Annotated in this window: 22 protein-coding genes; 7 read left to right on the forward strand and 15 right to left on the reverse strand. The window is 72.2% G+C overall.

Annotated elements, in window-relative coordinates:
• Position 1: 1 nt before the first annotated feature.
• From AB0C02_RS08030 to AB0C02_RS08055, 6 genes are all read right to left on the reverse strand, one after another.
• The gene (locus AB0C02_RS08030) at positions 2–1240 is read right to left on the reverse strand and encodes a site-2 protease family protein (RefSeq protein ID WP_357542436.1); all 1239 of its coding nucleotides are present in this window, start codon (positions 1238–1240) and stop codon (positions 2–4) included.
• A complete protein-coding gene (gene dxr / locus AB0C02_RS08035) occupies positions 1240–2451 on the reverse strand; it encodes a 1-deoxy-D-xylulose-5-phosphate reductoisomerase (RefSeq protein WP_357542438.1) in 1212 nt (403 codons plus the stop codon). Before dxr ends, AB0C02_RS08030 begins: the two co-directional genes overlap by 1 nt.
• Before the next feature lie 65 nt (positions 2452–2516).
• On the reverse strand, positions 2517–2987 hold the full coding sequence (locus tag AB0C02_RS08040; protein ID WP_357542440.1) for a roadblock/LC7 domain-containing protein: 471 nt from the start codon (positions 2985–2987) through the stop codon (positions 2517–2519).
• The gene (locus tag AB0C02_RS08045; protein ID WP_357542442.1) at positions 2984–3355 is read right to left on the reverse strand and encodes a hypothetical protein; all 372 of its coding nucleotides are present in this window, start codon (positions 3353–3355) and stop codon (positions 2984–2986) included. The genes AB0C02_RS08040 and AB0C02_RS08045 overlap by 4 nt, the downstream gene beginning before the upstream one ends.
• A 170-nt stretch (positions 3356–3525) precedes the next feature.
• A complete protein-coding gene (locus tag AB0C02_RS08050) occupies positions 3526–4065 on the reverse strand; it encodes a GNAT family N-acetyltransferase (RefSeq protein ID WP_357542443.1) in 540 nt (179 codons plus the stop codon).
• Positions 4062–6245 carry an MMPL family transporter gene (locus tag AB0C02_RS08055; RefSeq protein WP_357542445.1) on the reverse strand — a complete coding sequence of 728 codons (2184 nt, stop codon included), beginning with the start codon at positions 6243–6245 and terminating at the stop codon, positions 4062–4064. Before AB0C02_RS08055 ends, AB0C02_RS08050 begins: the two co-directional genes overlap by 4 nt.
• Before the next feature lie 109 nt (positions 6246–6354).
• Here AB0C02_RS08055 and AB0C02_RS08060 point away from each other — a divergent pair, with 109 nt between their 5' ends.
• On the forward strand, positions 6355–7092 hold the full coding sequence (locus AB0C02_RS08060) for a TetR/AcrR family transcriptional regulator (RefSeq protein ID WP_357542447.1): 738 nt from the start codon (positions 6355–6357) through the stop codon (positions 7090–7092).
• Between the two features lie 11 nt (positions 7093–7103).
• On the forward strand, positions 7104–8705 hold the full coding sequence (locus AB0C02_RS08065) for an NAD(P)/FAD-dependent oxidoreductase (protein ID WP_357542449.1): 1602 nt from the start codon (positions 7104–7106) through the stop codon (positions 8703–8705).
• A 70-nt stretch (positions 8706–8775) separates the two neighbouring features.
• Here AB0C02_RS08065 and AB0C02_RS08070 read toward each other — a convergent pair whose 3' ends face one another.
• The gene (locus tag AB0C02_RS08070; protein WP_357542451.1) at positions 8776–10332 is read right to left on the reverse strand and encodes a Rieske 2Fe-2S domain-containing protein; all 1557 of its coding nucleotides are present in this window, start codon (positions 10330–10332) and stop codon (positions 8776–8778) included.
• Positions 10333–10564: 232 nt separating this feature from the next.
• On the opposite strand from AB0C02_RS08070, the gene AB0C02_RS08075 reads away from it, so the two are divergent.
• The gene (locus AB0C02_RS08075; RefSeq protein ID WP_357542453.1) at positions 10565–10789 is read left to right on the forward strand and encodes a DUF2631 domain-containing protein; all 225 of its coding nucleotides are present in this window, start codon (positions 10565–10567) and stop codon (positions 10787–10789) included.
• A 67-nt stretch (positions 10790–10856) separates the two neighbouring features.
• On the opposite strand, the gene AB0C02_RS08080 is transcribed toward AB0C02_RS08075, so the two are convergent.
• The 8 genes from AB0C02_RS08080 to AB0C02_RS08115 all read right to left on the reverse strand — a co-directional run bounded on the left by AB0C02_RS08080 (position 10857) and on the right by AB0C02_RS08115 (position 19949).
• Positions 10857–12170 carry a DivIVA domain-containing protein gene (locus AB0C02_RS08080; RefSeq protein WP_357542455.1) on the reverse strand — a complete coding sequence of 438 codons (1314 nt, stop codon included), beginning with the start codon at positions 12168–12170 and terminating at the stop codon, positions 10857–10859.
• A gap of 31 nt (positions 12171–12201) precedes the next feature.
• On the reverse strand, positions 12202–13350 hold the full coding sequence (rlmN, locus tag AB0C02_RS08085) for a 23S rRNA (adenine(2503)-C(2))-methyltransferase RlmN (protein ID WP_357542457.1): 1149 nt from the start codon (positions 13348–13350) through the stop codon (positions 12202–12204).
• Positions 13351–13451: 101 nt separating this feature from the next.
• Complete coding sequence (locus AB0C02_RS08090; protein WP_357542868.1) at positions 13452–14978, reverse strand: phosphatidate cytidylyltransferase; 1527 nt, start codon at positions 14976–14978, stop codon at positions 13452–13454.
• A 302-nt stretch (positions 14979–15280) separates the two neighbouring features.
• Positions 15281–15838: a ribosome recycling factor gene (frr, locus tag AB0C02_RS08095; RefSeq protein WP_357542459.1), complete on the reverse strand. Its 558-nt coding sequence runs from the start codon at positions 15836–15838 to the stop codon at positions 15281–15283.
• Positions 15839–15917: 79 nt separating this feature from the next.
• Positions 15918–16685, reverse strand: coding sequence for a UMP kinase (gene pyrH / locus AB0C02_RS08100; RefSeq protein WP_091190591.1), 768 nt, complete (start codon positions 16683–16685; stop codon positions 15918–15920).
• Between the two features lie 169 nt (positions 16686–16854).
• A complete protein-coding gene (gene tsf / locus AB0C02_RS08105) occupies positions 16855–17682 on the reverse strand; it encodes a translation elongation factor Ts (protein WP_357542461.1) in 828 nt (275 codons plus the stop codon).
• Between the two features lie 135 nt (positions 17683–17817).
• Positions 17818–18645 carry a 30S ribosomal protein S2 gene (rpsB, locus tag AB0C02_RS08110; protein ID WP_357542463.1) on the reverse strand — a complete coding sequence of 276 codons (828 nt, stop codon included), beginning with the start codon at positions 18643–18645 and terminating at the stop codon, positions 17818–17820.
• Between the two features lie 287 nt (positions 18646–18932).
• A complete protein-coding gene (locus AB0C02_RS08115) occupies positions 18933–19949 on the reverse strand; it encodes a hypothetical protein (RefSeq protein WP_357542465.1) in 1017 nt (338 codons plus the stop codon).
• 205 nt (positions 19950–20154) lie between these two features.
• Between AB0C02_RS08115 and AB0C02_RS08120 the strand changes: the two genes are divergently transcribed.
• From AB0C02_RS08120 to AB0C02_RS08135, 4 genes are all read left to right on the forward strand, one after another.
• Complete coding sequence (locus AB0C02_RS08120; RefSeq protein ID WP_357542467.1) at positions 20155–20514, forward strand: YraN family protein; 360 nt, start codon at positions 20155–20157, stop codon at positions 20512–20514.
• 1 nt (position 20515) lies between these two features.
• Positions 20516–22036: a YifB family Mg chelatase-like AAA ATPase gene (locus tag AB0C02_RS08125; RefSeq protein ID WP_357542469.1), complete on the forward strand. Its 1521-nt coding sequence runs from the start codon at positions 20516–20518 to the stop codon at positions 22034–22036.
• A 156-nt stretch (positions 22037–22192) separates the two neighbouring features.
• The gene (locus tag AB0C02_RS08130) at positions 22193–23401 is read left to right on the forward strand and encodes a DNA-processing protein DprA (RefSeq protein ID WP_357542471.1); all 1209 of its coding nucleotides are present in this window, start codon (positions 22193–22195) and stop codon (positions 23399–23401) included.
• Positions 23402–23466: 65 nt separating this feature from the next.
• Positions 23467–24480, forward strand: coding sequence for a tyrosine recombinase XerC (locus AB0C02_RS08135; protein WP_357542473.1), 1014 nt, complete (start codon positions 23467–23469; stop codon positions 24478–24480).
• Positions 24481–24745: the final 265 nt, after the last annotated feature.

The raw sequence follows: 24745 nt of genomic DNA on the forward strand, positions 1-24745 counted from the left end.
CTCACCTTGAGAAGAGCGTGATCGGGTTGACGACGTCCGCGGTGACGGTCAGCAGCGTGAACGCGCCACCGATCAGGATCACCGCGTACGTGATGGGCATGAGCTTGAGGTAGTCGACGCGGCCCGGGTCGGGGCGGCGCAGGCGCGCGTAGATCCAGGAGCGCACCCGCTCGAACCAGGAGATCGCGATGTGCCCGCCGTCGAGCGGCAGCAGCGGCAGCAGGTTGAACACCCCGATGAAGAAGTTCAGGCCGATGAAGAGGCTGACGAACAACTCCCAGGCGTTGTGCTGCACCGCCTCACCGCCGAGCCGGGTGGCGCCGACGACGCTGATCGGGGTGTCGACCGCCCGCTCCCCGCCGGTGATCGCGGTCCACAGGGCCGGCACCTTCTGCGGGATCCGCTTCATCGACTCGTACGTGCCGACGGCGAGCTTGCCGGTGTAGTCGGTGGTCGCACCGATCGCGTCGACCGGGCCGTGCTTGACGATCATCGGGACGCCCGGGGGCAGCGGCATGATCTCGACGCCGAGCGCCGACACGGTGGTCGGGTCGCCCTTGGGATTGTCCAGCGGCCTGCGCTGCACCGGCGCGAGGTCCGCGTGAACCTCACCGGACACGCCATCGCGCTCGTACCGGATCGTGGCCGGGCCCGGCGGCAGGGCCCGGATCTGCTTGATCAGGTCCATGTTGGTGGCGACCGCGGTCCCGTTGATTGCCAAAATCTGGTCGTCGTCGCGCAGCCCGGCCAGCTTGGCCGGGCTGACCGGGTCGCCCGCCTGGCATTCCCGCTGGTCCTCCGACGGCACCACGCAGCTCGTCACCTTGACGTACGCCGCCACCGGCCCCTCAAGAGCCTTGTTCGGCAGGCCCATGAACATCGCGGCGAGCCAGATCGCGATCAGGGCGAGGCCGAAATGGGTGATCGAGCCGGCGGACATCACGATCGTCCGCTTCCAGACCGGGTACCGCCACATCGCGCGGTGCTGGTCGGCCGGCTCGACGTCGTCGTCCTGCGGGGTCATTCCGACGATCTTGCAGAAGCCGCCGAGTGGGATGCCCTTGAGGCCGTACTCGGTCTCCCCCCGCCTGAACGACCACAGCGTCGGGCCGAAGCCGACGAAGTAGCGGGTGACCTTCATCCCGAAGGCCTTGGCGGTGAGCAGGTGCCCCGCCTCGTGCAGGCTCACCGAGATGAGGATCGCCAGGGCGAAGAGCACCATCCCGAGCAGGTTTGCCATCAAGCTCCTTCCACCGACCCGACGATGATCTCCTGGGCGTGCGCCCGTGCCCACGATTCGGCGGCGAGCACGTCCTCGACGGTACCTGGTTCGTCGAATTCGGGAGCGCCGTCCAGCACACGCCGGAGGGTGTCGACGATGCCGAGGAACGGCAGCCGCCCGGCGACGAACGCGGCCACGCACTCCTCGTTCGCCGCGTTGTAGATGGCCGGCCGGCAACGCCCGGCCTCCCCGGCCGCCTTGGCCAGGGCGACCGCCGGGAAGGCGGCGTCGTCGAGCGGGAAGAACTCCCAGGTGTGCGCCTTCGTCCAGTCCACCGCGGCGGCGGCCTCGGGCACCCGGTCCGGCCAGCCGAGGCCCAGCGCGATGGGCAGCCGCATGTCCGGCGGGCTGGCCTGGGCCAGGGTGGAGCCGTCGGCGAACTCGACCATCGAATGGATCACCGACTGCGGGTGGACCATCACCTCGATGTCGGCGTACGGCACGTCGAACAGCTCGTGCGCCTCGATCACCTCCAGGGCCTTGTTGACCATGGTGGCGGAGTTGATCGTGACCACCGGGCCCATGTTCCAGGTGGGGTGAGCCAGGGCCTGCTCCGGCGTGACCTCGGTCAACTCGTCCCGCCGCCGGCCCCGGAACGGGCCGCCGCTGGCGGTCACCACGAGGCGGCGTACCTCACCCCGAGTGCCGCCGCGCAGGCACTGCGCGAGCGCCGAGTGCTCAGAGTCGACGGGAACGATCTGCCCCGGCCGTTGCAGCGCGGCCTTGACCAGCGGGCCGCCGGCTACGAGGGACTCCTTGTTCGCCAGGGCGAGGGTACGCCCGGCGCGCAGCGCGGCCAGGGTCGGCGCCAGCCCGAGCGAGCCGACCACCCCGTTGAGCACCACGTCGCACGGCCACCCGGCCAGCTCGGTCATGGCGTCCGGCCCAGCCACGATCTTGGGCAACTTGAAGTCGCCGGTGGCCCAGCCGCGCCGGCTCGCCTCGGTGTAGAAGGCGAGCTGGAGATCCTGGGCGGCGGAGGCCTTGGCCACACCGACCACCTCGACACCGAGTTCGAGGGCCTGGGCGGCGAGCAACTCCACGTTGCCGCCGCCGGCACCCAGCGCGACCACCCGGAACCGGTCCGGGTTGCGCCGCACGATGTCGATGGCCTGGGTACCGATCGAGCCGGTCGAGCCGAGCAGGACGAGATCTCGGAGAGATGTCACCCGGACATTCTTCCTCAGACCGGCTGGACGCTCGCTGGGAGCCTCAGTCTTCGCTGTCCGGCTGGTCAGGCCCGGGCGAGCAGGTGGGCGAGGCGCTCCGCCACCGGTGGTGCGTGCAGGTGCAGCCGGGCCACGTTGATCGCGTCCGTGCCCACCACGGCGAGCAGGGCTTCGGCGCCCACCGCGTACACGGCGAAGTAGCCGGCCTGGTTGCGGACCGTGGACTGGCAGAACTCGCCCTGACCGAGACGGAGGCTGACCTGCCGGCCCAGGCCGAAGGTTGTCGCCGCCATCGCGGCCAAGTCGTCGGGATTCAACTCGTCCGGCACGTCGTGGGCGATCCGCAGGCCGTCCACGCCGCCGAGGACGCTGCCCCGTACCCCGGGGATCTGTAGACGCAGCTCGGCCAGCTCGGTGCCGATCGCCGCGTACGGCAACGACGGGTTGCCGGCCAGCGAGGGCGGAAGCTTCGTCGGCGGCGGCAGGTCAGGCCGTTGCGCGGTACGGCGAGGCAGAAAGGTACCGCTGGCGTTCACAGTTCCAGGTGCTCCTCGATGGCGCGGAGCTGGTGCCGGGCGAGTGCCAGGTTCGACCGGCTCTTGCTGAGCATCAGGTAGAGGAACAGGCCCTTGCCGGTGTGGCCGCTGAGCGGCCGGATGATGTGGTACTGGTTGCCGAGGGTGATCAGAATGTCCTCGATCTCGTCGTTCAGCTGCAGCATCTCGATGGTGCGCATCTTGGCGCGTACCACGTCGGTGTTGCCGGCTGCGGCGACGGTCAGATCGATCTCCGGGGTACCGCCGGCCACACCGAGGGTCATGCCGCTGGTGTAGTCGACGAGCGCGGCGCCGATCGCGCCGTCGATGGTCATCGCGTCCTTCAGGGCGGTGTCGAGGTTGGCCATGTTGCCGAGAGTTGCACATGCAACTTCCCATCCGCACGTTTCGGAGGACGAACGGGCTGAGCGGGGCCACCCCGGGCGACCACCGGACGGGTGGTACTGCCGCACCGGAGGATCCTCTGTGCGAACTCCGTCTGCTATCGGCTCCCCGCCGACACCACCGCGTGACTCCGTCAGGCGCGCAGGACGAAGGTCTCCAACTCCTCGCCGCCGTACCAGTCGGTGCGGACGCCCACGTGGGTCATGCCGAGCCGCCGGGCCACCGCCATCGACGGCTCGTTGCCCGCCATCACGACCGCGTAGACCTGCGACGTGCCGGCGGCGAACTCGCGCTCGACCACGGCCCGGGCCGCCTCGGTGGCGTAGCCGTGGCCCTGCGAGTCGGGGTGCAGATGCCAGCCGACCTCGATGTCGTCGGTGGGCGTCGCGCCGTCCCGGCCCGGCAGCGGCTTGAGCAGGACGCTGCCCACCGCATGGCCGGCGTCACGCGGCTCGATCGCCCAGAGGCCGTACCGGCCGGCGTACGGGGCGAACCGGTTCCGCCAGGCCTGGACCCGTTCCGCCGCCTGCGCCGGATCGGTCAGCAGCCCGGATCCGCCGCCGAGCCAGCGCATCACCTCGTCCCGCGAGTAGATGTCGAAGACGCGGGCCAGGTCGGTGGGGTCGTCGGTCCAGTCGCGAACCAGCAGGCGGTCGGTCGAGGCGATGGTCATGGTGCCGGATGGTACGTGCCGTTGAGGGCGAGCGCAGGCCCCGGCTCAGCCGTCTCGTGAATGCCGTAGCGGCGGTAGAGGCGGGCCAGCGGGCCGGGGGCCCACCAGTTCCAGCGACCGAGCAGGCGCATGGTCGCCGGCACCAGCAGTGCCCGGACCAGCGTCGCGTCGACCACGATCGCCACGATCATGCCGACCCCGATGAGCTTGATGTAGGTCATGCCGCCGGTGGTGAAGCCGGCCACCACGATGATCAGCAGCAGCGCCGCAGCGGTAATGATCCGCCCGGTGCGCTGCAGGCCGACGGCCACCGCGGCGGTGTTGTCGCCGGCACGGTCCCACTCCTCGCGGACCCGGGAGAGCAGAAACACCTCGTAGTCGGTGGCCAGCCCGAAGAGCACCGCGAGCATGAGGATCGGGTTGCTCGGCTCGATGAAGCCGGTCGAGGTGAAACCGAGCAGCCCGGCCAGGTGGCCGTCCTGGAAGACCCAGACCACCACACCGAACGACGCGCCGATCGACACCAGGTTCATCAGCACCGCCTTGACCGGCAGCACCACCGAGCCGAAGGCGAGGAAGAGCAGCAGCAGGGTGGCGCCGGCCATCAGCAGCCCCATCCACGGCAGCCGGTCGGCGAGGCTGTCCAGCAGGTCCCGGTCGGCGGCGGGCCGCCCGCCGACCAGCACCTGCGCCCCGGCCGGCCCGGGCAGCGCGCGCAGCTCGCGGACCGCCCGCTGGGCGACGTCGCCGGTCGGCTCGCCGGGGTAGCTCACCGACAGCAGCGTGGTCTCCCCGTGCTCGGCGGCGACCCGTACCCCGGTCACCCCGGGCACCGCCGCGACGCGGTCGGCGAACCCGCGCGCCGCCTCGGCCGACGCCCCGGAGACCAGCACGTCGATCGGGGCGACCTGGCCGCCGGGGAACTCGGCGGCGATCCGTTCGGTGACCACCCGGGGCGCGGCGTCCGCCGGCAGCACCCGCTCGTCGAAACCGCCGAAGGTGACGTGCAGGAACGGGGTGGCCAGCACGCCGAGCAGTGCCGCGACCCCGACCAGGTAACGCACCGGGCGGCGCATCACGCTGCGGGCGATCCGGGCCCAGGCGCCGCCCCCGCCGGCCGCCGCCGGCCCGGCACGCCGCGTCCCACGCCGCCACGGCAGGGGTACGCGCACCGCGTCGATGCGGTGGCCAAGCACCGCCAGCAGGGCCGGCAGCACGGTCAGCGCGGCCAGCATGGCGACCAGGACGGCGGCGACGCCACCGAGGCCCATCGAGCGGAGGAACGCCTGCGGAAAGATCATCAGGCTGGCCAGGGCAAGGGCCACGGTCAGCCCGGAGACCAGCACGGTCCGCCCGGCGGTGGCCATGGTGCGACGGATCGCCTCGGCGGTTTCGTGCCCGGCGGCGAGCTCCTCCCGGAACCGGCTGACCACGAAGAGCGCGTAGTCGACGGCCATGCCCAGGCCGACCAGCGTGATGATGTTGATCGCGAAGACCGACACGTCGGTGAAGAGGTTGACCACGCGTACGGCGACGAAGGCGCCGAGGATGGCCAGCCCGCCGATGAGCAGCGGGGCGGTGGCGGCGACCAGCCCGCCGAAGATCAGCACGAGGAGCACCAGCAGCACCGGCATGGAAAGCGTCTCGGCCCGGGTGATGTCCGTCCTGGTCTGGGTGTTGGCGTAGTGCTGGAAGGCGACCGCGCCGCCGACCTCGGTCCGCAGTCCCGGGGCGTTCAGCGCCGGGCGGAGCGCCTCGAACTGCCCGGCCCGCGCATTCTCGTCCGCGCCGGCGAGCCGGATGAGCGCGTAGGTGGCTCGGCGGTCGGTGGCGACCAGCGCCGGGGCCGGGCTGTCGTACCAGGTGGTCACGCTGGTCACCTCGGGCCGCGCGCGCAGCCCGGCGACGGTGGCGTCGACCGGGTCGCGGAAGGCCGGCCGGTCGACCGTCGTGGTGTCGCTGGACCAGAGCACGATCACGTCGGCGCCCTGCCGGCCCAGTTCGGCGGTGATCCGCTCGGCGGTCCGGGCCGATTCGCTGGCCGGGTCCTGAAAGCCACCCCCGGTCAGCTCGCCGAAGACCCCGGCGCCCCAGGTCGACCCGATCACCACGAGCGCCACGGCGGCGGCCAGCACCGCCCACCGGGCGCGTACGACCACCCGCCCCCACCAGGCGAACATCGCCACTCCCCCTCGCCGACCGTTAAGGTCGTATCTGGTAACCATGGATAAGCTAAGTGAACGGCGTTAACTATGGCAACGCTGTTCGCTCCGGTCAAGGGGGCTGAGGATGACCGCACCCACCCGGCGGGAACGCCTGCGTACGGCGACCCTCTCCGAAATCAAGGGCGGGGCGCGGCGGCTGCTCGTGACCGGCGGGATCGAGGCGGTCTCGCTCCGGGCGATCGCCCGGGACATGGGCATGACCGCCCCCGCGATCTACCGATACTTCCCCAGCCTGGAGGCACTGGTCGCCGGGCTGGCCGGCGACCTCTACGACGAATTGCGGCAGGAGGTCGAGGCGGCCCGGGACGCGACCGGACCGGAGCCGGCCGGCCAACTCCTCGAGATGTGCCGGGCGCTGCGGCGCTGGGCGGTCGGCCACCCCGCCGAGTTCACTCTGATCTTCGGCAACCCGGTGCCGGGGGTGATCGAGTTCGCCGACCACTGCGTCGACCCCGACCACCCAGGGGCGCGCCTCGGCGCGGTCTTCCTGGCCCCGTTCGTGGCACTCACCCGGGGCCACCGGCTGCCCACCCCACCGGTCGAGCTGCTCCAGGAGCGGCTCGGCGGGCACCTCGCCCCGCTGGCGACCAACCAGGGCCCGCTGCCGATCGACGTCGCGTACGCCTTTCTGTCCGCCTGGACCCGGCTCTACGGCCTGGTCGCCATGGAGGTCTTCGGCCACCTCGGCTGGGCGGTCGACGAGCCGGAGGCGCTCTTCGAGACCGAATTGATCAGCCTGCTCCTCCAGCTCCGTCCCGCCGAGCCCGGCGACGCCCTCCCCGAAGGAGGCGCGCGCCACTAGGCTGCCGGAACATGAGCAGAGTGAGTGAGTTGCCGTCCCGCGCCGACGTCGTCGTGGTCGGCTCCGGGCACAACGGTCTGGTCTCGGCGGTCCTGCTGGCCCGCGCCGGTCTCGACGTGCTGGTGCTGGAGGCGGCCGAGGTGATCGGCGGGGCCACCCGGACGGAGAGCCCGTTCCCGAAGGTGCCCGGCCTGCGCCACTCCACCGGCTCCTACCTGCTCGGGCTGATGCCGCCGGAACTGCTCGCCACGCTCGACGTCGACATCCCGGTGCTGCGCCGCGACCCGCACTACTTCCTGCCCACGCCGGGCGGCCTCGGCGCGCCGTACCTGCTCTTCGGCAGCGACGCCGCGGCGAGCCGGCGGCAGCTCGCGGAGATGTTCTCCCCCGCCGACGCGGCCGCGGACGACGCGCTTCAGGCCGAGCTGGCCCAGCTCCGCGAGGACCTGGCGCCGGCCTGGCTGACCGAGCCGCTGCCGGTGGAGCAGACCGCCGAACGGTACGTCCGGCCGGCCCTGCGGCAGGTCTTCGTCGACCTGGTACGTGGCTCGGTCGCCGACTACCTGGCCCGCTTCGACTTCCGCTCCGAACTGCTGGTCAGCATGTACGCAGTCACCGACGGCCTCTCCGGTCTCAACGCCGGCCCGGACGACCCCGGTACCGGGCACAACTTCCTGGTGCACAACATGTGCCGCCTGCCCGGGTCGGGTGGCACCTGGATGATCGCCCGGGGTGGTATGGGCACCGTCTCCCGGACCTTCGCCGACGCCGCCCGCGCCGCCGGAGCGACCATCCTGACCGGTACGCCAGTCGCCGCGATCACCCTCGACGGCGGCGCGGCGTCCGGCGTCGTGCTCGCCGACGGGCGAGAGGTGGGCGCCTCCGTGGTGCTCGGGGCGTGCGACCCGTACCGGTTGATGGAGCTGCTGCCCGACGGCGCGCTCCCGGCGGCGCTGGCCGAGCGGATGACGGCGGTCCGCCGCACCGGCAGCACGCTCAAGCTCAACCTGGCGCTGACCGGGCTGCCCCGCTTCTCCTGCCTGCCGGCCGACGCGCCCAGCCCGTTCGGCTCCACCATCCACCTGCTGCCCGGCTCGGCGTCGCTGGTCGGCGCCGGTGGCGAGTCGCCGATGGCCGCGCTGCGCGCGATGTGGGCGGACGTGCAGGCCGGGCGGCTGCCGGAGGAGCCGACCATCGAGTGGTACCTGCACACCACGGTCGACCCGTCACTGGCCGACGACGCCGGGCACCACTCGTCGGCACTGTTCGTGCAGTCGGTCCCGTACGCGCTCGCCGGCACCACCTGGGACGAGGCGATGCCCGGCTACGTCTCCCGGTTGATCGACATCTGCGAGCGGTACGCCCCCGGTACCGGTGACCTGATCGCCGACGCGGTGCCGCTGCCCCCGCCCGGCATCGAGGCACACTTCGGTATCACCGGCGGGCACATCCACCACGTCGACAACACCGTCTCGTTCACCGACCGGATGCCCTACGCCACCGGCGTCGACGGGGTCTACGCGGGCAGCGCCGGCTGCCACCCGGCCGGCAGCGTGATCGGCGCCGCCGGCCACAACGCCGCCCGCCGCATCCTCACCGACCTCTCCCACTAAATTCTTGGCCAAGCGGCCGAGCGCCCCCGCGCCGGGAAAGCCGGGGCGGGGGCGACGGGCTGGAAGGGCGTCAGGGGGTGTCGGCGTCGGCGCGGTGGGCGCGGATCTTGTGGCCGACGCTGGTGAGGCAACGGCCGCTGGCCAGGTCGAACTTCCAGCCGTGCAGCTGGCAGGTGAGCTGGTCGCCCTCGACGATGCCGAACCGGCTCAGGTCCGCCTTCAAGTGCGGGCAGCGCCGCTGCACCACCCAGCCGTCGAGCGTGATGTCCTCCGCGTCGACCGCCCGCTCGTGCTCGTCGTACCAGCCCTCCGCGTACTGGAGGCGCTCCTCCGACAGGCACTTGAAAAACGCGTAGACGAACTCGTTGTACTGGCCGATCCGGGCCGCGGAGAAGCGGCAGGAGAGGAAGAGCGAGTTGACCCAGTCCACCTCGTCGATGTGCAGCAGGTGCTCGATCAGCGCCCGCTCGGTCCGGAACCGGTAGCGCACCTTCTCGTCCGCGTACGGCCGGACCTCCTTGCCGGGGAAGTCCACCACGATGGATTCGACGCTTTCTCCGTCGTACCCCACCAGGTCGAAGCGGACCGGACCGCCGACGCCCTTGGCCAGGTAGATCGACTCGTCGAGCAGCGGCTCGATGCGGCGCTTCATCTCGCCCAGGATGTCGACCTCGGGGTGCCGCCAGGACGCCTTCTCCGCCTCGATGATCGGGCGCTTGCGCTCCCGCATCTCCTCCAGGTGGGCCACCTTGTTGGCGAAGAACTCCTCGACCGGCACCGGGTGGGTGGTGGTCGCGCCGGAGGTGGTGATCTCGGTGACGCTGCCCGGCAGCAGCACGATGCCGTTGGTGCCCTCGACCTTCGCGTACTCCTCGAGGAAGACCGACTGGTCGGGGAAGATGTTGCCCTCGTCGCCGAAGATGTCGTTGAACTGCCACAACGCGTCGTCGAGGAAGCAGGGCGGGCCGGCGATCGGAAAGACGTGGTCGGCCTTCAGGTCGTCGATGTAGCGCCAGGTACGGTCGAACTGCCGATCCCGCTTCTGCTTGCCGAACGCGGTCTTCGCCGACTGCGGCAGCTCGTAGACCATCGGGTACCAGATCGCGCCGGAGAACTGCAGCATGTGCGCGTGCACGTGGCCCAGCTCGGCGAAGACGGTCAGGTCGGTCGGTCGGGCATCGTTCTGGTTGAGCAGCCGGACGCCGTCGTACTCCACCCAGAGCGAGGAGTCACCGATCGGCCCGTCGGTCGGGCTGGTCAGCGCCTGAATCATGATCTTGAGGCCGCCGGGCAGCTCCACCACCTGCTCGTTCGGCGCCTTGAGGAACTTGGTGAAGCCCAACTCCCGCAGCTCGTCCTCCATCTCGGAGGTGGGGAACTCGGGCAGCAGGACCGTGGCGTCCTTCGAAATGTGGTCGCGCAGATGCTTGGCGTCGAAGTGGTCGCGGTGCAGGTGCGACACGTACAGGTAGTCGACCTGGCCCAGGGTCTCCCAGTCGAGCTGGGAATTGTCCGGAAAGGGGAACCAGGAGGCGAAATAGGCGGGATTGACCCACGGGTCGCACAGGATGCTGCCCGCGGCCGTGTCGATCCGCATGCTGGCATGGCCCGTACCGGTCACTCGCACCGCAGTCTCCCTCGAAAGGCAATCAGGCGTACGTCAAGACGCTACCGGAGGCAGTGTGATCGCCGTCCCGCGACGCCGGTAGTGCCCACGGGCCCATGCCGAACGGGTCGAACGGCCCGGGTACGCGGGCGTCGCCCGAGTCCGGGCACCCGATCAGGTCGGACCCCGCACCGGGCCCGGCACAGGGCGTGCCAGACTAGCCGGAGATCCGATCGTGAGGGAAGGACCGACAGTGGCAGGAAGCGAGCCGGTAACCGCGCCAGATCAGCACAAGCCCGGACACCGTAGGTCCGGACGGATCGGCGCGGTGCTCACCGCGGTGGCGCTGGTCCTCATGGCGTTCTGCGGCAACCACGAGGGCAGGGTCGAGGAGATCTGGCTGGTCGGGATCGCCGCGCTGCTGCTGGCCATCGTGATCGGCGACGCGGTGCTGCGCCGCAACGGACTGCGGTCCTGACCCGCGCTCGACCGGTACGCACGAGGGCCCGCCCCCGGCCGGGGGCGGGCCCTCGTCATGGAACGGATCAGCGGCCGAGCAGGATGTCCTGCACGTCCTTGAGCGCGGCGTCGACCTCGGCCTCGAAGTAGCCGCCGGGCACCAGCCCGAAGCGCAGGGTGTCCAGGTCCTTCGGGTTCACCGGCATCGGGGCGCGCCCCTGCATACCGCCGAGCAGGTCCTCGAAGAACCGGTCGACCTGGTCCGGGTCGTAGCCGCTGCCAAAACGGCGCACCTGGAAGCCCCGGCGGATCTGGTCCACGCGGTAGAGGTCGCTGCCGGGCGGGCCGGCCATCGGCGGACCGGCCATCGGCGGGCCCGCGACGGGTGGGCCCGCGACGGGTGGGCCGGCCATCGGCGGGGGCCCACCGAAGCCCTGTTGCTGGGGCAGGGATGGCGGGCCGGCCGGACCACGGCCGCGCGGGTCACGCTCGGGCATCCGGATCTCGGACGTCATGTCGGGGCGGCCACGTCGGCCGGCCTCGAAGCCGTCGAACCGGTCGTCGGGGCCGTAACCGCCGGGCCCCGGGGGCAGGCCACGGGACGGCGGGCCACCCGGCCCCATCGGACCGCCCGGACCCATCGGGGCACCCGGGCCACCGATCGGGGCACCCGGACCGCCCATCGGACCGGGGCCGACCGGGCCGCGGGGGGCGTCGTACCCGCCGCGCGGGCCGTCGTAGCCGCCGGCGAAGGCCCCGGTCGGCTCGTCGTAACGGCCAGCGGCCGGGGCCTCGTAGCGACCACCGGCAGGGCCGTCGTAGCGACCACCGGCCAGATCGTCGTAACGGCCACCGGCGGTCGGCTCGTCGTAACGGCCACCGGTCGGTTCGTCATAGCGGCCAGCGGTGGGCTCGTCATAGCGGCCGGCGGTCGGCTCGTCATAGCGGCCAGCGGTGGGCTCGTCATAGCGGCCAGCGGCGGTCGGGTCGTCGTAACGGCTGCCGTAGCGGTCGGCGGGCGGACCGGCCTGCACGGGCATCTGCCGAGGCGGCATCGGTGGCTGCGGCACCGGTGAGAGGCCGCGGTCGTCGCGCATCGGCGAGCCGGACCGCTCGGCCATCCGAGGATCGCCGACCCGCCCGCCCGGGGCGCCGCCCCGCTCCTCCAGCTCGGCCAGCTGCCGTTCCACCCGGTCAAGGTGCAGGTCGACCTGCCACTCGTCGTAGCCGTTGAACCGGACCCGGAAGACAACGTCGTGGACCTCCTGGGAGGCCACGGGCGCGCCGACCGGCTGACCGGCGAGGGTCGCCTCCACCCGGTCCAGGAAGGCATCCACCTCGTCGACCTTGTATCCCCGGCGGAGCGCCTTACGCCGGAAACGCTGACCCTGACTCGCCACTATGTCTCCTGGTCTCGTTCGCTACGCCCGGTCACGCCGTTGCTGCAGCCGGCGGCTCGGTGTCCCTGTCCTCGGCGGCGGCGAGCTGCCCACACGCGCCGTCGATCTCGCGTCCCCGGGTGTCGCGCACTGTGGTCGACACCCCGGCGTCGCGCAACCTCCGGACGAACTCCCGCTCCACCGGCTTCGGGCTGGCATCCCAACGGCTGCCCGGAGTCGGGTTGAGCGGGATGAGGTTCACGTGGGCCAGCTTGCCGGCCAACAGCCGCCCAAGCAGATCGGCTCTCCACGGCTGGTCGTTCACGTCCTTGATCATCGCGTACTCGATCGACACGCGACGCCCCGTCGTGGCCGCGTAGTCCCACACCGCGTCCAGCACCTCGGACACCTTCCAGCGCTGGTTGACCGGGACGAGTTCGTCGCGCAGCTCATCATCGGGGGCGTGCAGCGACAGCGCAAGAGTCACCGAGAGGTCTTCGCTGGCCAGTCGCCGGATGGCCGGCACCAGGCCGACCGTGGAGACGGTGATGTGCCGCTGGGACAGGCCGAGGCCCTCCGGGGCCGGCGCGACCAGCCGGCGGATCGCCGCGACCACCCGCGAGTAGTTGGCCAGCGGCTCGCCCATGCCCATGAAGACGACGTGCGACAGCCGCGGTGGGGAGCCGGCCACCGCGCCCGAGGCGGCCACCCCGGCGAGGTAGACGGCCTGGTCGACGATCTCCGCGGTCGACAGGTTACGGGTCAGCCCGGCCTGGCCGGTGGCACAGAACGGGCAGGCCATGCCGCAGCCGGCCTGGCTGGAGATGCAGACAGTGACCCGGTCCGGGTAGCCCATCAGCACGCTCTCCACCAGCGAGCCGTCGTGCAGCCGCCAGAGCGCCTTCCGAGTGGCGCCGTCGTCGCAGGCCAGCTCGCGTACCGGGGTGAGCAGGGTGGGCAGCAGCGCCCCGGCCAGCCGCTCCCGGGTGGCCGCCGGCAGGTCGGTCATCCGGGCCGGGTCGCGGACCAGGCGGCCGAAGTAGTGGTTGGAGACCTGCTTGGCGCGGAAGGCCGGCTCCCCCAGCTCGGCGACGAGCGCCTGCCGGCCGGGCAGGTCCAGGTCGGCGAGATGCCGGGGCGGCAGCGCGGGCCGGCGGCCGCGGGCGTCGGGGTCTACGGGGATCAGGGGCAGACTCGTCATGGCGCGTCCAGTCTGACACGCCCAAGGTTGGTCGCACCCGCCCGTAGGTGCCGAATCGGCCCCGCCCGGCCGGTGGATGCGGCCCCCACGTGATCCATCCCTCAGCCCGCCACCGGCACCAGGACCGCCAGCAACAGGTACGCCGTCGGCACCGCGAAGAGGATCGAGTCAAGCCGGTCCATCAGGCCACCGTGCCCGGGGAGCAGGTTGCTCATGTCCTTGACCCCGAGATCTCGCTTGATCATCGACTCGGCGAGGTCGCCGAGGACCGCCGCGCAGGAGATCGCCACCCCGAACAGCGCGCCCCACCCGGGAGCCACGTCGAAGAGCAGCCAGAGCAGCAGGGCACTGCCCGCCGCGGCGGCGGTCACCGAGCCGGCGAAGCCCTCCCACGATTTCTTCGGGCTGATCCTGGGGGCCATCGGATGCTTGCCGAAGGCGACGCCGGCCGCGTAGCCGCCGGTGTCGGAGAGCACCACGGCGACCAGGGTGACCAGCACTCGCAGGTGCCCGTCGTCGGGGGCAGCCGCGAGCAGGGCCGCGAAACCGCCGAGGAAGGGCACGTAGACCGCGATCAGGGTGGCGGCGGTCAGGTCGCGCTGGTAATTGCCGGGGCCGTCCCCCAGCCGCCAGATCATCGTGCCGAGCACGGTGACCACCAGGCCGAGAGTCTGCGCGTCGGGGCCGGCGAACCAGGCCAGGCAGACGGTGATCACACCGCCGGCGATCAGCGGCGGCAACGGCGGGTGAGCTCCGCCACGACCGACCGCCTGGACCATCTCCCAGATGCCGATCGCCACCGCGACGGCGATCACAGCGAGAAACGCCGGCCGGTAGAAGAAGAGCGGCAACAGGATCGCCGCGCCGAGGGCCAGCCCGACCCCGATCGCGGCCGGCAGGTTGCGGCCCGCCCGGCTGGCCGCCGGCTGGGCGGTCGCCGGCCGATCGACGCTGGCCCGGCGGCGGCCCCGAGGGCGCCGGCTCGGCGGCGGCTCGGGCGTCGCCTCCGCGCCTACCGTCAGCCGCCCGGCCGGTTCGTCCCGTACCGGGGGGAGCTGCGTGGTGGGTTCGTCCTGTACCGCGCCGAACTGCGCCGTGGGGTACTCGTCGTCCGGCAGGTCGGGCCGGTCGCCCCGAAGGGGCTCGTCGTAGCCTCGGTCCCGCGGGTCACGGCCCACTTCGCGGTGGCGGGGATCGTCCCGTTGGTCCGAACCCGGGCCGGGGTAGGCGTCCCGCTCGTCCCGCTCGTCGCGCTCGTCGCGGTAGGCCTCGCCGCTGTCCCGGGGGTCGCGCTCGTGCTGGCCCCTGCCCGGGCGGCCCAGCTCATCACGGTAGCCGGCCTGGCCACGCCCGCCACGGTCCGTTTCGCGGTACCCCCGGCCGTCCCGGCCCGAGTGGTCCTCGTACGGCCGGCGATCGCGCGCCGCGTCGTACCGGTCGTCGTCCGGCCAGGGCTGGGCATAGGGCTCAGCGCCGGCGGGGGTACGCCCGGCCGATTCCGCGTACGTCTCCGGGGCGTTCGGCCGGTGCCGGGGCCGCGGTTCGAGGTCGGTCTCGGGCCACGGCAGCGAGACCGGCCGCTCCCAGCCGCGCGGCTCGGCGGCGCCGTAGGGGTCGGGGCGGGACATCACGAACCGAGCGAAAGCGGTACGAGAGCCACCACATGACGCAAGACCAAGACCATCCCCTACAGGCGTGACTGTTGTGATTGACCGACTCGACAGCTGGGATACCCCCACCGTTCACCCGGTGGTGGTCGCCGAATCGGTGCCGAGCCTACTGCACCCGGGAACCCGGGACGGCGGACGATGGCCACCAACCAGGACGGCACCGGGTCCGCCACCCCGACTGCTCCAGGTCGCGGCGCGGCGAGCTGGAGTTGTCGTAGACGGGTGGCGGCACTCCGGTGCCGTGACGGGTGGCGAGCCGCTCAGACCTCGAGCAGCTCGTTCTCCTTGTGCTTGATCAGCTCATCGATGGTGGCGACGAACCGCTGGGTCAGGTCGTCCAGCTCCTTCTCGGCGCGCCGGCCGTCGTCCTCGCCGACCTCGCCGTCCTTGACCAGGCGATCCAGCTCTTCCTTGCCCTTGCGGCGGATGTTGCGGACGGCCACCTTGGCCTCCTCGCCCTTGTGCCGGGCGACCTTGATCATCTCGCGGCGGCGCTCCTCGGTCATCTGCGGGAGCAGGATCCGCAGCTGGTTGCCCTCGTTGTTCGGGTTCACCCCGAGGTCGGAGTCGCGGATCGCCCGCTCCATGGCGCCCAGCTGCGAGTTGTCGTACGGCTTGATGATCACCATGCGCGGCTCGGGGACCCCGATGGACGACATCTGGGGCAGCGGCGTCGGGGTGCCGTAGTAGTCGATGACAATCCGGGAGAACATGGCGGCGTTGGCGCGACCGGTACGGATGCCGCCGAACTCCTCCTTGGCGTGCTCGATGGCACGCTCCATCTTCTCCTCGGCCTCGAGGAGGGTGTCGTCGATCACCGGTCTCCTCGCCTCCTTCTGTTGCTCGTCGTGGTGTTGCTGTCGGGTCGGAGGAACCGCTGCCGGCTCGGCGGGCCGCTCAGGCGGTGATCAGGGTGCCGATCTTCTCGCCGCCGACGGCGCGAACGATCGTGTCGTCGCCCTGTGCGCCGAAGACCAGCATCGGCAGGCCGTTCTCCATGCAGAGGCTGAACGCCGCGGCGTCGGCCACCCGCAGGTTGCGGCGCAGCACCTCGGAGAAGGTGATCGAGTCGAGCTTGCTCGCCGTCGGATCGATCCGGGGGTCGGCGGTGTAGACCGCGTCCACGCCGTTCTTGCTCATCAGCACCACATCGGCGCGGATCTCCAGCGCCCGCTGCGCGGCGACGGTGTCGGTGGAGAAGTACGGCATGCCGGCGCCGGCGCCGAAGATGACCACCCGGCCCTTCTCCAGGTGGCGGATCGCCCGGAGCGGGATGTACGGCTCGGCGACCTGAGCCATGGTGATCGCGCTCTGCACCCGGGTCTCGATGCCTTCCTTCTCCAGGAAGTCCTGCAGAGCCAGGCAGTTCATCACCGTGCCGAGCATGCCCATGTAGTCGGCCCGGGCCCGGTCCATGCCGCGCTTCTGCAGCTCGGCGCCGCGGAAGAAGTTGCCGCCGCCGACCACCACGGACACCTGCACGCCACGACGAACCACGGTGGCGATCTGCCGGGCGATGCCCTGCACGACGTCCGGGTCGACGCCGATCGCGCCGCCACCGAAGACCTCGCCGGACAGCTTCAGCACCACCCGTCGGGCCCGGCCGGGCGGTGGGGCGGTCGGGTCATCCGCCGCCAGGCTCCGGTCACTCACAACCTGCGTCATCCGCACCGCCCCTTCTGTCGCGCACCTGGGTGCGCGTACCGCATACCGCGTACCTGCCGTTGCCGACCTTATGTGACGAGGAGGCCGCGGTGCCTGTCGCGTACACCGGCGGCCTCCTCGTCGAAATGTTTCCCTGGCCACGAGCGCATCCCGCGCCCGAGGCTGCGGCTCAGGCCTGGCCGACCTCGAACCGCAGGAAGCTGCTGACCTCGATGCCGGCCTCGGCCAGCACCTGCTTCACCGTCTTCTTGTTGTCGGCGACCGACGACTGCTCCAGCAGGACGAAGTCCTTGAAGAAGGCGTTGACCCGGCCCTCGACGATCTTCGGCAGCGCGGCCTCGGGCTTGTTCTCCTCGCGGGCGGTCTGCTCGGCGACGCGCCGCTCCGACTCGACGACCTCGGCCGGGACCTCGTCACGGGTGAGGTACTTCGGCCGCATGGCGGCGATCTGCATGGCCACGCTCCGGGCGTCGGAGTCGGCAGCCTCGTCGCTCTTGCCGGTGTACTGCACCAGCACGCCGACGGCCGGCGGCAGGTCCTGGCTCTTGCGGTGCAGGTAGACCGCGGTGCTGCCGTCGAGCTTGCTGAAACGGTTGAGGACCAGCTTCTCGCCGATCTTGGCGGACTGCTCCTGGACCAGATCGGCGACGCTCTTGCCATCGATGGTGCTGGCGAGCAGCTCCTCGGCGTTGCTCGCGCCGCTGGCCACGCCGTGCTCGACCAGCTGCTGGGCCAGGGCGATGAAGGCGTCGTTCTTGGCGACGAAGTCGGTCTCGCAGTTGAGCTCGAGCAGCGCCTGACCGGAGTGCGCGACGAGGCCGTTGGCGGCGGTGCGGCTGGCCCGCTTGCCGACGTCCTTGGCGCCCTTGACACGCAGGATCTCGACGGCCTTGTCGAAGTCGCCCTCGGCCTCGGTCAGCGCCTTCTTACAGTCCATCATGCCGGCGCCGGTGAGGTCGCGGAGCTTCTTGACGTCCGCAGCGGTGAAGTTGGACATGGCTCTCTCTTCGGGTCTTGAGACTGCGGTGGGATGGTCTGGGTGCCGGTTACCCGGATCCGGGCCGGTTGTGCCCGGGAGACCCGTCGCGCCCCACCGGCCGGGAAATCGGACGGCGGGGACGCGACGGCGCGATCACTCCGCGGCGGTGGCCGCCGGCTGCTCGTCGACCTTCTTCGGCTCCTCGAGCAGCTCGCGCTCCCACTCGGCCAGCGGCTCGTCGGCGCCGACCTGGCCCGCCTCGGGCTTCTCGTCAGCGCCGCGGCGGCGGCCGGAGCGGGCGATCAGACCGTCGGCGACGGCGGCGGCGACGACCTTGGTCAGCAGCTCGGCCGAGCGGATGGCGTCGTCGTTGCCCGGGATCGGGAAGTCGACCTCGTCCGGGTCGCAGTTGGTGTCGAGCACCGCGATCACCGGGATGCCCAGCTTGCGGGCCTCGTCGACGGCGATGTGCTCCTTCTTGGTGTCGACGATCCAGACCGCGGCCGGGAGCTTCTGCATGTCCCGCAGACCGCCGAGGGTCTTGGTGAGCTTGATCTTCTCGCGGGAGAGCTGCAGGGTCTCCTTCTTGGTGTAGCCGGCGGCGGTGCCGCTCAGGTCACCCAGGGCCTCCAGCTCCTTCATCCGCTGAAGCCGCTTGTACACCGTCTGGAAGTTGGTCAGCATGCCGCCGAGCCAGCGGTGGTTCACGTACGGCTGGCCGACCCGGGTCGCCTGCTCGGCGATGGCCTCCTGGGCCTGCTTCTTGGTGCCGACGAAGAGGATGCTGCCGCCCTCGGCCACGGTGTTACGCACGAATTCGTACGCCTTCTCGATGTAGTCGAGAGTCTGGCGCAGGTCGATGATGTAGATACCGTTGCGCTCGGTGAAGATGAAGCGCTTCATCTTCGGGTTCCAGCGCCGGGTCTGGTGCCCGAAGTGGACACCGCTCTCCAGCAGCTGACGCATGGTCACGACGGCCATGGTGGGTACTCCTTGCGATCCCTGGTTGTCCCGCCCGGCCGGCGGCCGGGCGGCCTGGCGCCCGATCGCCGACCGTGACGGACCCGATCATGATCGGGACCAGGGAGGCCGACGCCCCACGAAATGTCCGTGGAGAGGGCACGCGAGGTCGACCGCGCGAGGCGGTCGCCAGTCGACCAGTGTACGCCCCTTTCCCGTACGCCCACCCGCGGGTGTGACAACGGGCCACCGGACGCGGGCGCGTTTCAAGATCTGCGCATTTCGGGAGATCTTGGGGTTGTCCCCGGTCAGCGGGCGGCGAGCGCCGCCGCGACGAAGAGCACGAGCCCGACGGTGAGGTAGGCCGTCGGCGGCCGGAGCCAGCCGCGGGTGCCGTCGGCGAGCGCCAGCCCACCGGTGCGCAGCCCGTACAGGCCCACGCCGAAGGTCGGCAGCCCCAGCACGAGGAACGTGCCCACCACCACGTGCGAGGTGGAGACCGGGTCGCCCACCACGCCACGCAGGAGCACCCGCAGCGCCGGGATCTCCAGGGCCAGCACCAGCACCGCCAGCAGCACCGCGAGCGCCGGCCGGCGGGTCCGGTAGACACCATCCCCCGGCGGCGGCCCGTCCGACCGGGGCGCGACCGCGGGCATCGGGCCGGTCGGCAGGTCCAGCGGGTGCGGTGGCGGGCCGTCCATCGCCATCGCCTCGGTCGCGGGCGCGGCGGGCCGCTCCCCGACGGTCAACGACGTGGGCGTGTCGTACGACGGCCGCTCCCCGACGGTCAACGGTGCGGGCGTGCCGTACGACGGCCGGTCACCGACTGCGAGCGAGGTGGGCGTGTCGTACGACGGCCGGCCCGCCTCGCTCGTCGACGCCGGGGCGGCGATGGTCGGTTCGGCCGGGCGGGACGACTCCACGATCGGGTAGCCGCCCAACGGACCGGGGCGCAGCGCGTCGCCCGTACGGTCCAGGCCGAGCGGGTCAGCCGCGCTCTCGTGCACGCTCCCGCCGAGGTCAACGGCCTCGCGCGCCGCCCGACGGCCGCCGCGCTCGCCCGGCAGCTCACCGGAGATCTCCGGGTCGTCCAGCCGGCGTGCCCCTCGGTAGCTGTCGGTGTCGTCGCTCAGCGGGTCGGCCAGGCCGCCGAACCGTCCGGGGTCGCCGTACCGGCTCTCGCCGCCGGTGCGCTGCTCGGGAACGTGGAAGTCGTCGTCGCGGTAGCGCGGCTCGCCGGCGGCGCGCCAGTCCGGTTCGGCGTACCCGGGGTCGCTCCAGGGAGAGCCCTGCTCATCTTCGGGAAAGCTCCGTCGTCCGTCCACGACCGGCACCGTATGCGACCGGCACCGTGCGCGCCATTCGCCCTGATGGGCGACGCCGCCGCCGACCAGGATCCCGACCCGGGACGGTCACCGCGCCATAGCACAGCCCGGGCATGATCGTCCGCCCGTCCACAGGCCGCCCCGTCATCCACAGGGGCACCGGCGCGCCGCCACAACCGGCCGCCGGGCCCGCACCGTAGCCGGCATGACGAAGCGGAACCAGGCCGTCGGCGCGTACGGCGAGCGGTGCGCCGTCCGGCACCTGATCGAGGCGGGGATGCGCCCGGTCGCCCGGAACTGGCGCTGCCCGGACGGGGAGATCGACATCATCGCCTGGGAGGGCCCGGTGCTCGCCATCTGCGAGGTGAAGACCCGCCGTACGGAGGACTTCGGCAGCCCGGCCGAGGCGGTCGTAGCGGCGAAGGCGCGCCGACTGCGTGGCCTGGCCGCCCGCTGGCTGGCCGAAACGGGCACTACCGCCGAGGAGGTCCGGTTCGACCTCCTGGCCGTGCGGCTTCCCGTCGCCGGTCGGGCCCAGGTCGAGCACGTGAGGGGCGCGTTCTAACGTGAGCTACGCCAAGGTGCTCTGCGTGGGCCTGGTCGGGGTGGCCGGGCACGTGGTGGAGGTGGAGGCCGACCTAGCGCCCGGGCTGCCGGGCGTGGTGATCTCCGGCCTACCCGACACGGCGCTGCACGAGGCCCGGGACCGGGTCCGCGCGGCCATCGTCAACTCCGGTCAGAAGTGGCCGAACCGGCGCATCACCCTCAACCTGCTCCCGGCCACCCTGCCGAAGTACGGGTCCGCCTTCGACCTGGCCATCGCGGCGGCGGTGCTCGGCGGCTCGGGCGAGCTGCCGCTGCTGCCACTGGAACGGACGGTGATCCTCGGCGAGCTCGGCCTGGACGGCACGGTCCGCCCGGTACGGGGTGCGCTGCCGATGGTCGCCGCCGCGGCCAGAGCCGGTTTCGAACGGGTGGTGGTACCGGCCGGCAACGCCGCCGAGGCGGCGGTGATCCCTGGCCTGCAGGTACGCGCGGTCGACACCCTGCACCGGCTGATCGCCTTCGTCCGGGACGGTTCGCCGCTGCTCCCACCGCCGGCCTCCGCACCGGCCGACTACGGGGGCGGACCCGACCTCGCCGAGGTGGCCGGGCAGCAGCTCGGCCGTCGGGCGCTGGAGGTGGCCGCGGCGGGCGGGCACCATCTGGCGCTGGTCGGGCCGCCCGGTGCCGGCAAGACGATGCTCGCCGAGCGGCTTCCGTCGATCCTGCCGGAGCTCGACGACGAGGCCGCGCTGGAGGTCACCGCCCTGCACTCCATCGCCGGGCTCCTGCCGCCCGGCGGGTGGCGGCTGCGCCGGCCGCCCTTTCAGGCACCGCACCACACGGCCACGGTCCCATCCCTGGTCGGCGGCGGGTCGGGGCTGGCCCGGCCCGGCGCGGTGTCGCTGGCCCACCGTGGCGTGCTCTTCCTCGACGAGGCGCCCGAATTCAACAAGGGGGCGCTGGAGGCGCTGCGGCAGCCGTTGGAGAGCGGCCGGGTGCGGGTCGCCCGGACCCGGGGCGCCACGGAGTACCCGGCCCGCGCGCAACTGGTCCTCGCCGCCAACCCCTGCCCCTGCGCGAAGCCGTCCGGCGACGCCGACTGCGAGTGCACCCCACTAGCCCGGCGGCGCTACCTGGGCCGGCTCTCCGGGCCGCTGCTGGACCGCGTCGACGTGCAGGTCAGGCTGCATCCCGTACGGGCGGCGGAGCTGCTGGAGACGGACACGCCGAACGAGTCGTCCGCGACGGTGGCCGCCCGGGTCGCCACCGCGCGCCGGGCCGCCGCCGCGCGATGGGCGTCCACGGGCCGTCGGGTGAACGCCGAGATCCCCGGCCCGTACCTGCGCCGGCCGCCGTGGCAGCTGCCCGGGCGCGACACCAGGGAACTGCGCAAACGACTCGACGCCGGCTCACTCTCCGCCCGCGGGTTCGATCGGGTCATCCGGCTCGCGTGGACCATCGCCGACCTGGACGGGCGGGACCGCCCGGACGGCGGGGACATCGCCGAGGCCATCCAGCTCAGGACGGGAGAGGGAGCTTGAGCGAGCGTCAGCGAGCGAATCATCAATGCAGTGCGGTGGTGCCTCATGACGGCACGGAGCGAAGCGGAGTGCCGGCATGAGCGAGCGTCAGCGAGCGAATCATCAATGCAGTGCGGTGGTGCCTCATGACGGCACGGAGCGAAGCGGAGTGCCGGCATGAGCGAGCGAATCATCAGGTCCGGCACGATGGCGGATCGCCGCCTGGCGCGGGTGGCCCTGACCTGGCTGACCGAGCCCGGGACCCAGTTGGTGCATCGGCTGGTCGCTCGGCTCGGCCCCGTCGCCGCGCTCGAGCTGCTGCTCGACGGCGAGGTGCCCGACCAGTCGCTCCGGTCCGCGGTGGCCGCCCGGTCGGCCGGCGGCGACGCCAGGGCGGTGGCGGAGCAGGCACTCAGGCACACCGAGCGACTCGGCGCGCGGGTGGTCACTCCCGAGGACGACGAGTGGCCGGCCCGGGTCGACGACCTGCACAGGCTGAGGCTGCCCGGAGCCGAACGCCGGGTCGACCGGGAGACCGCGCCGCCGCTCTGTTTCTGGGTACGCGGCGCGCAGCCGCTCGGGCAGGCGTTCGACCGGTCCGTCGCCGTCGTCGGCGCCCGGGCGGCGACGCCGTACGGGACGCACGTCGCCACCGAACTCGGCTACGGGCTGGCCGATCGCGGCTGGACGGTAGTCTCCGGCGGGGCCTTCGGCATCGACTCCGCCGCGCACCGTGGCGCGCTGACCGCCGGCGGGCTCACCGTCACCGTGCTGGCCTGCGGGCTGGACCGCCCGTATCCGATGGGCAACACGGCGCTCTTCGATCGGATCGCGGAGACCGGCCTGCTGGTCAGCGAGTGGCTGCCGGGCGCCGACCCGCTGCGGCCCCGGTTCCTCATCCGCAACCGGGTGATCGCGGCCGGCACACTGGGAACGGTGCTGGTGGAGGCGGCGGCCCGCAGCGGCGCGACCCAGACCCTCAAACGGGCCATCGGGGTCGGTCGGTCGGGAATGGTGGTGCCGGGCCCGGTCACCTCCGCGATGTCGGTGGGCGCGCACGAGTTGCTGCGCGAAGAACACAAGACCCGGCTGGTCACCGGTGTCGCGCACGTGCTGGAGGAGGTGGGGCGGATCGGCGAGGACCTGGCACCGCCCGCCCGGGCCCCGGAACGGCTCCGGGACCAGCTCGACGACGAGGCGACGCAGGTGCTGGAGGCGCTGCCCCGGCGCAAGGCGCTGGCCCTCGACGACGTCGCAGCCCGCGCCAGGGTGGATCTGCGCACCGCCATGCGCAAGCTGTCCCTACTGGAGGAACTGGCCATGGTGGTACGCCACGACGACGGCTACGCCCTCGCGCCGCCACCCGGCAAGGGCACCCGAGCGTGACGCGGCGCCGCGTCAGGACGGTGCGGGTGGCCTACGCCGGCCGGTCGCGCCCGTAGGCTGGGCGGATGTCCGCCGACGACAGCAGCATCCGCGCCGGCCGCGAGACGCCTCGGCAACGCCGCGGCACCCGGGCGGTCCACGAGGCGCTGCCACCGGAGATGCGGGAGGCGGTGGACGCGTTCGCCGAGCACCTGGCCGGGGTACGCAACCGGTCCGCGCACACGGTGCGGGCGTACGTGACCGACCTGGTCTCCCTGCTCGACCATGCGGCACGCCTGGGTTGCGCCGGCCCGTCCGAGCTGGACCTGACCGTGCTGCGGAGCTGGTTGGCAAAGCAGCGGACGATGGGTGCGGCGCGCTCGTCGCTGGCCCGCCGGGCCGCCTCCGCCCGCACGTTCAGCGCGTGGGCGCACCGGGCCGGACTGCTCACCACCGACGTGGCGGCCCCGCTGGCCAGTCCCCGGGCACACCGGGAGCTGCCCACGGTCCTGCGGGCCGACCAGGCCACCGCCCTGATGGACGCCCCGCAGCAAGCGGCCGAGCAGGCGGCGGCGAACGACGCCGGCACCGATGACGCGGTGCTGCTGCGCGACCGGGTGCTGCTGGAACTGCTCTACGGCACCGGCGTGCGGATCAGCGAAGCGTGCGGGCTCGACGTCACCGACGTCGACCACGCCCGCCGCGTGGTCCGGGTCTTCGGCAAGGGCGGGCGGGAACGGGCGGTGCCGTACGGGGTGCCGGCGCAGCACGCGCTCGACGCCTGGCTGAGCCGAGGCCGACCCGCCCTGGCCGGCCCCGGCTCGGGGACGGCGCTGCTGCTCGGCGCCCGAGGCGGGCGGCTCAACCCGACCACGGCGCGTCGGATCGTCGCCGGGTACTCCGAGGCCACCGGCCTGCCGCATACGACTCCGCACGCGCTGCGGCACTCCGCGGCCACCCACCTGCTGGAGGGCGGCGCTGACCTGCGGGCCGTACAGGAGTTGCTCGGCCACTCCTCGCTGGCCAGCACGCAGATCTACACCCACGTGTCGGTGGAGCGGCTGCGGGCGGCGTACCGACAGGCGCACCCGCGGGCCTGAACCGGGGCGAGCGGCGAACCGCCCCGCACTACCGGCGGTTAGCCCTCTTGGTCACCAGCCACACCAGGCCACCGATGAGTGCGACTGACGACACGACGCAACACAGCACGGCAACGTGCCACGGCCTGAGAGCACCCATGCGCGCACCCTACCCTGAGCGGCCCCGTCGAGGAGTACCCGCAATCACCCGCCATCGATGCCAAGCTTGGCGGTGCGGAAGCCGACGTGCGGTCGGGAGCACCGGGGCGAAAGAACCGCGAGGTGA

The organism is Micromonospora sp. NPDC048999, from assembly GCF_040649295.1.
GTDB lineage: Bacteria > Actinomycetota > Actinomycetes > Mycobacteriales > Micromonosporaceae > Micromonospora.

Coding starts and splice junctions, on each gene's coding strand:
- AB0C02_RS08055 (WP_357542445.1), bottom strand. CDS start 6,245: ATGTTCGCCTGGTGGGGGCGGGTGGTCGTACGCGCCCGGTGGGCGGTG.
- rlmN (WP_357542457.1), bottom strand. CDS start 13,350: ATGACGAGTCTGCCCCTGATCCCCGTAGACCCCGACGCCCGCGGCCGC.
- AB0C02_RS08050 (WP_357542443.1), bottom strand. CDS start 4,065: ATGACCATCGCCTCGACCGACCGCCTGCTGGTTCGCGACTGGACCGAC.
- rpsB (WP_357542463.1), bottom strand. CDS start 18,645: ATGGCCGTCGTGACCATGCGTCAGCTGCTGGAGAGCGGTGTCCACTTC.
- tsf (WP_357542461.1), bottom strand. CDS start 17,682: ATGTCCAACTTCACCGCTGCGGACGTCAAGAAGCTCCGCGACCTCACC.
- AB0C02_RS08060 (WP_357542447.1), top strand. CDS start 6,355: ATGACCGCACCCACCCGGCGGGAACGCCTGCGTACGGCGACCCTCTCC.
- AB0C02_RS08120 (WP_357542467.1), top strand. CDS start 20,155: ATGACGAAGCGGAACCAGGCCGTCGGCGCGTACGGCGAGCGGTGCGCC.
- AB0C02_RS08130 (WP_357542471.1), top strand. CDS start 22,193: ATGAGCGAGCGAATCATCAGGTCCGGCACGATGGCGGATCGCCGCCTG.
- AB0C02_RS08030 (WP_357542436.1), bottom strand. CDS start 1,240: ATGGCAAACCTGCTCGGGATGGTGCTCTTCGCCCTGGCGATCCTCATC.
- pyrH (WP_091190591.1), bottom strand. CDS start 16,685: ATGACGCAGGTTGTGAGTGACCGGAGCCTGGCGGCGGATGACCCGACC.
- AB0C02_RS08045 (WP_357542442.1), bottom strand. CDS start 3,355: ATGGCCAACCTCGACACCGCCCTGAAGGACGCGATGACCATCGACGGC.
- AB0C02_RS08065 (WP_357542449.1), top strand. CDS start 7,104: ATGAGCAGAGTGAGTGAGTTGCCGTCCCGCGCCGACGTCGTCGTGGTC.
- AB0C02_RS08135 (WP_357542473.1), top strand. CDS start 23,467: ATGTCCGCCGACGACAGCAGCATCCGCGCCGGCCGCGAGACGCCTCGG.
- AB0C02_RS08090 (WP_357542868.1), bottom strand. CDS start 14,978: ATGTCCCGCCCCGACCCCTACGGCGCCGCCGAGCCGCGCGGCTGGGAG.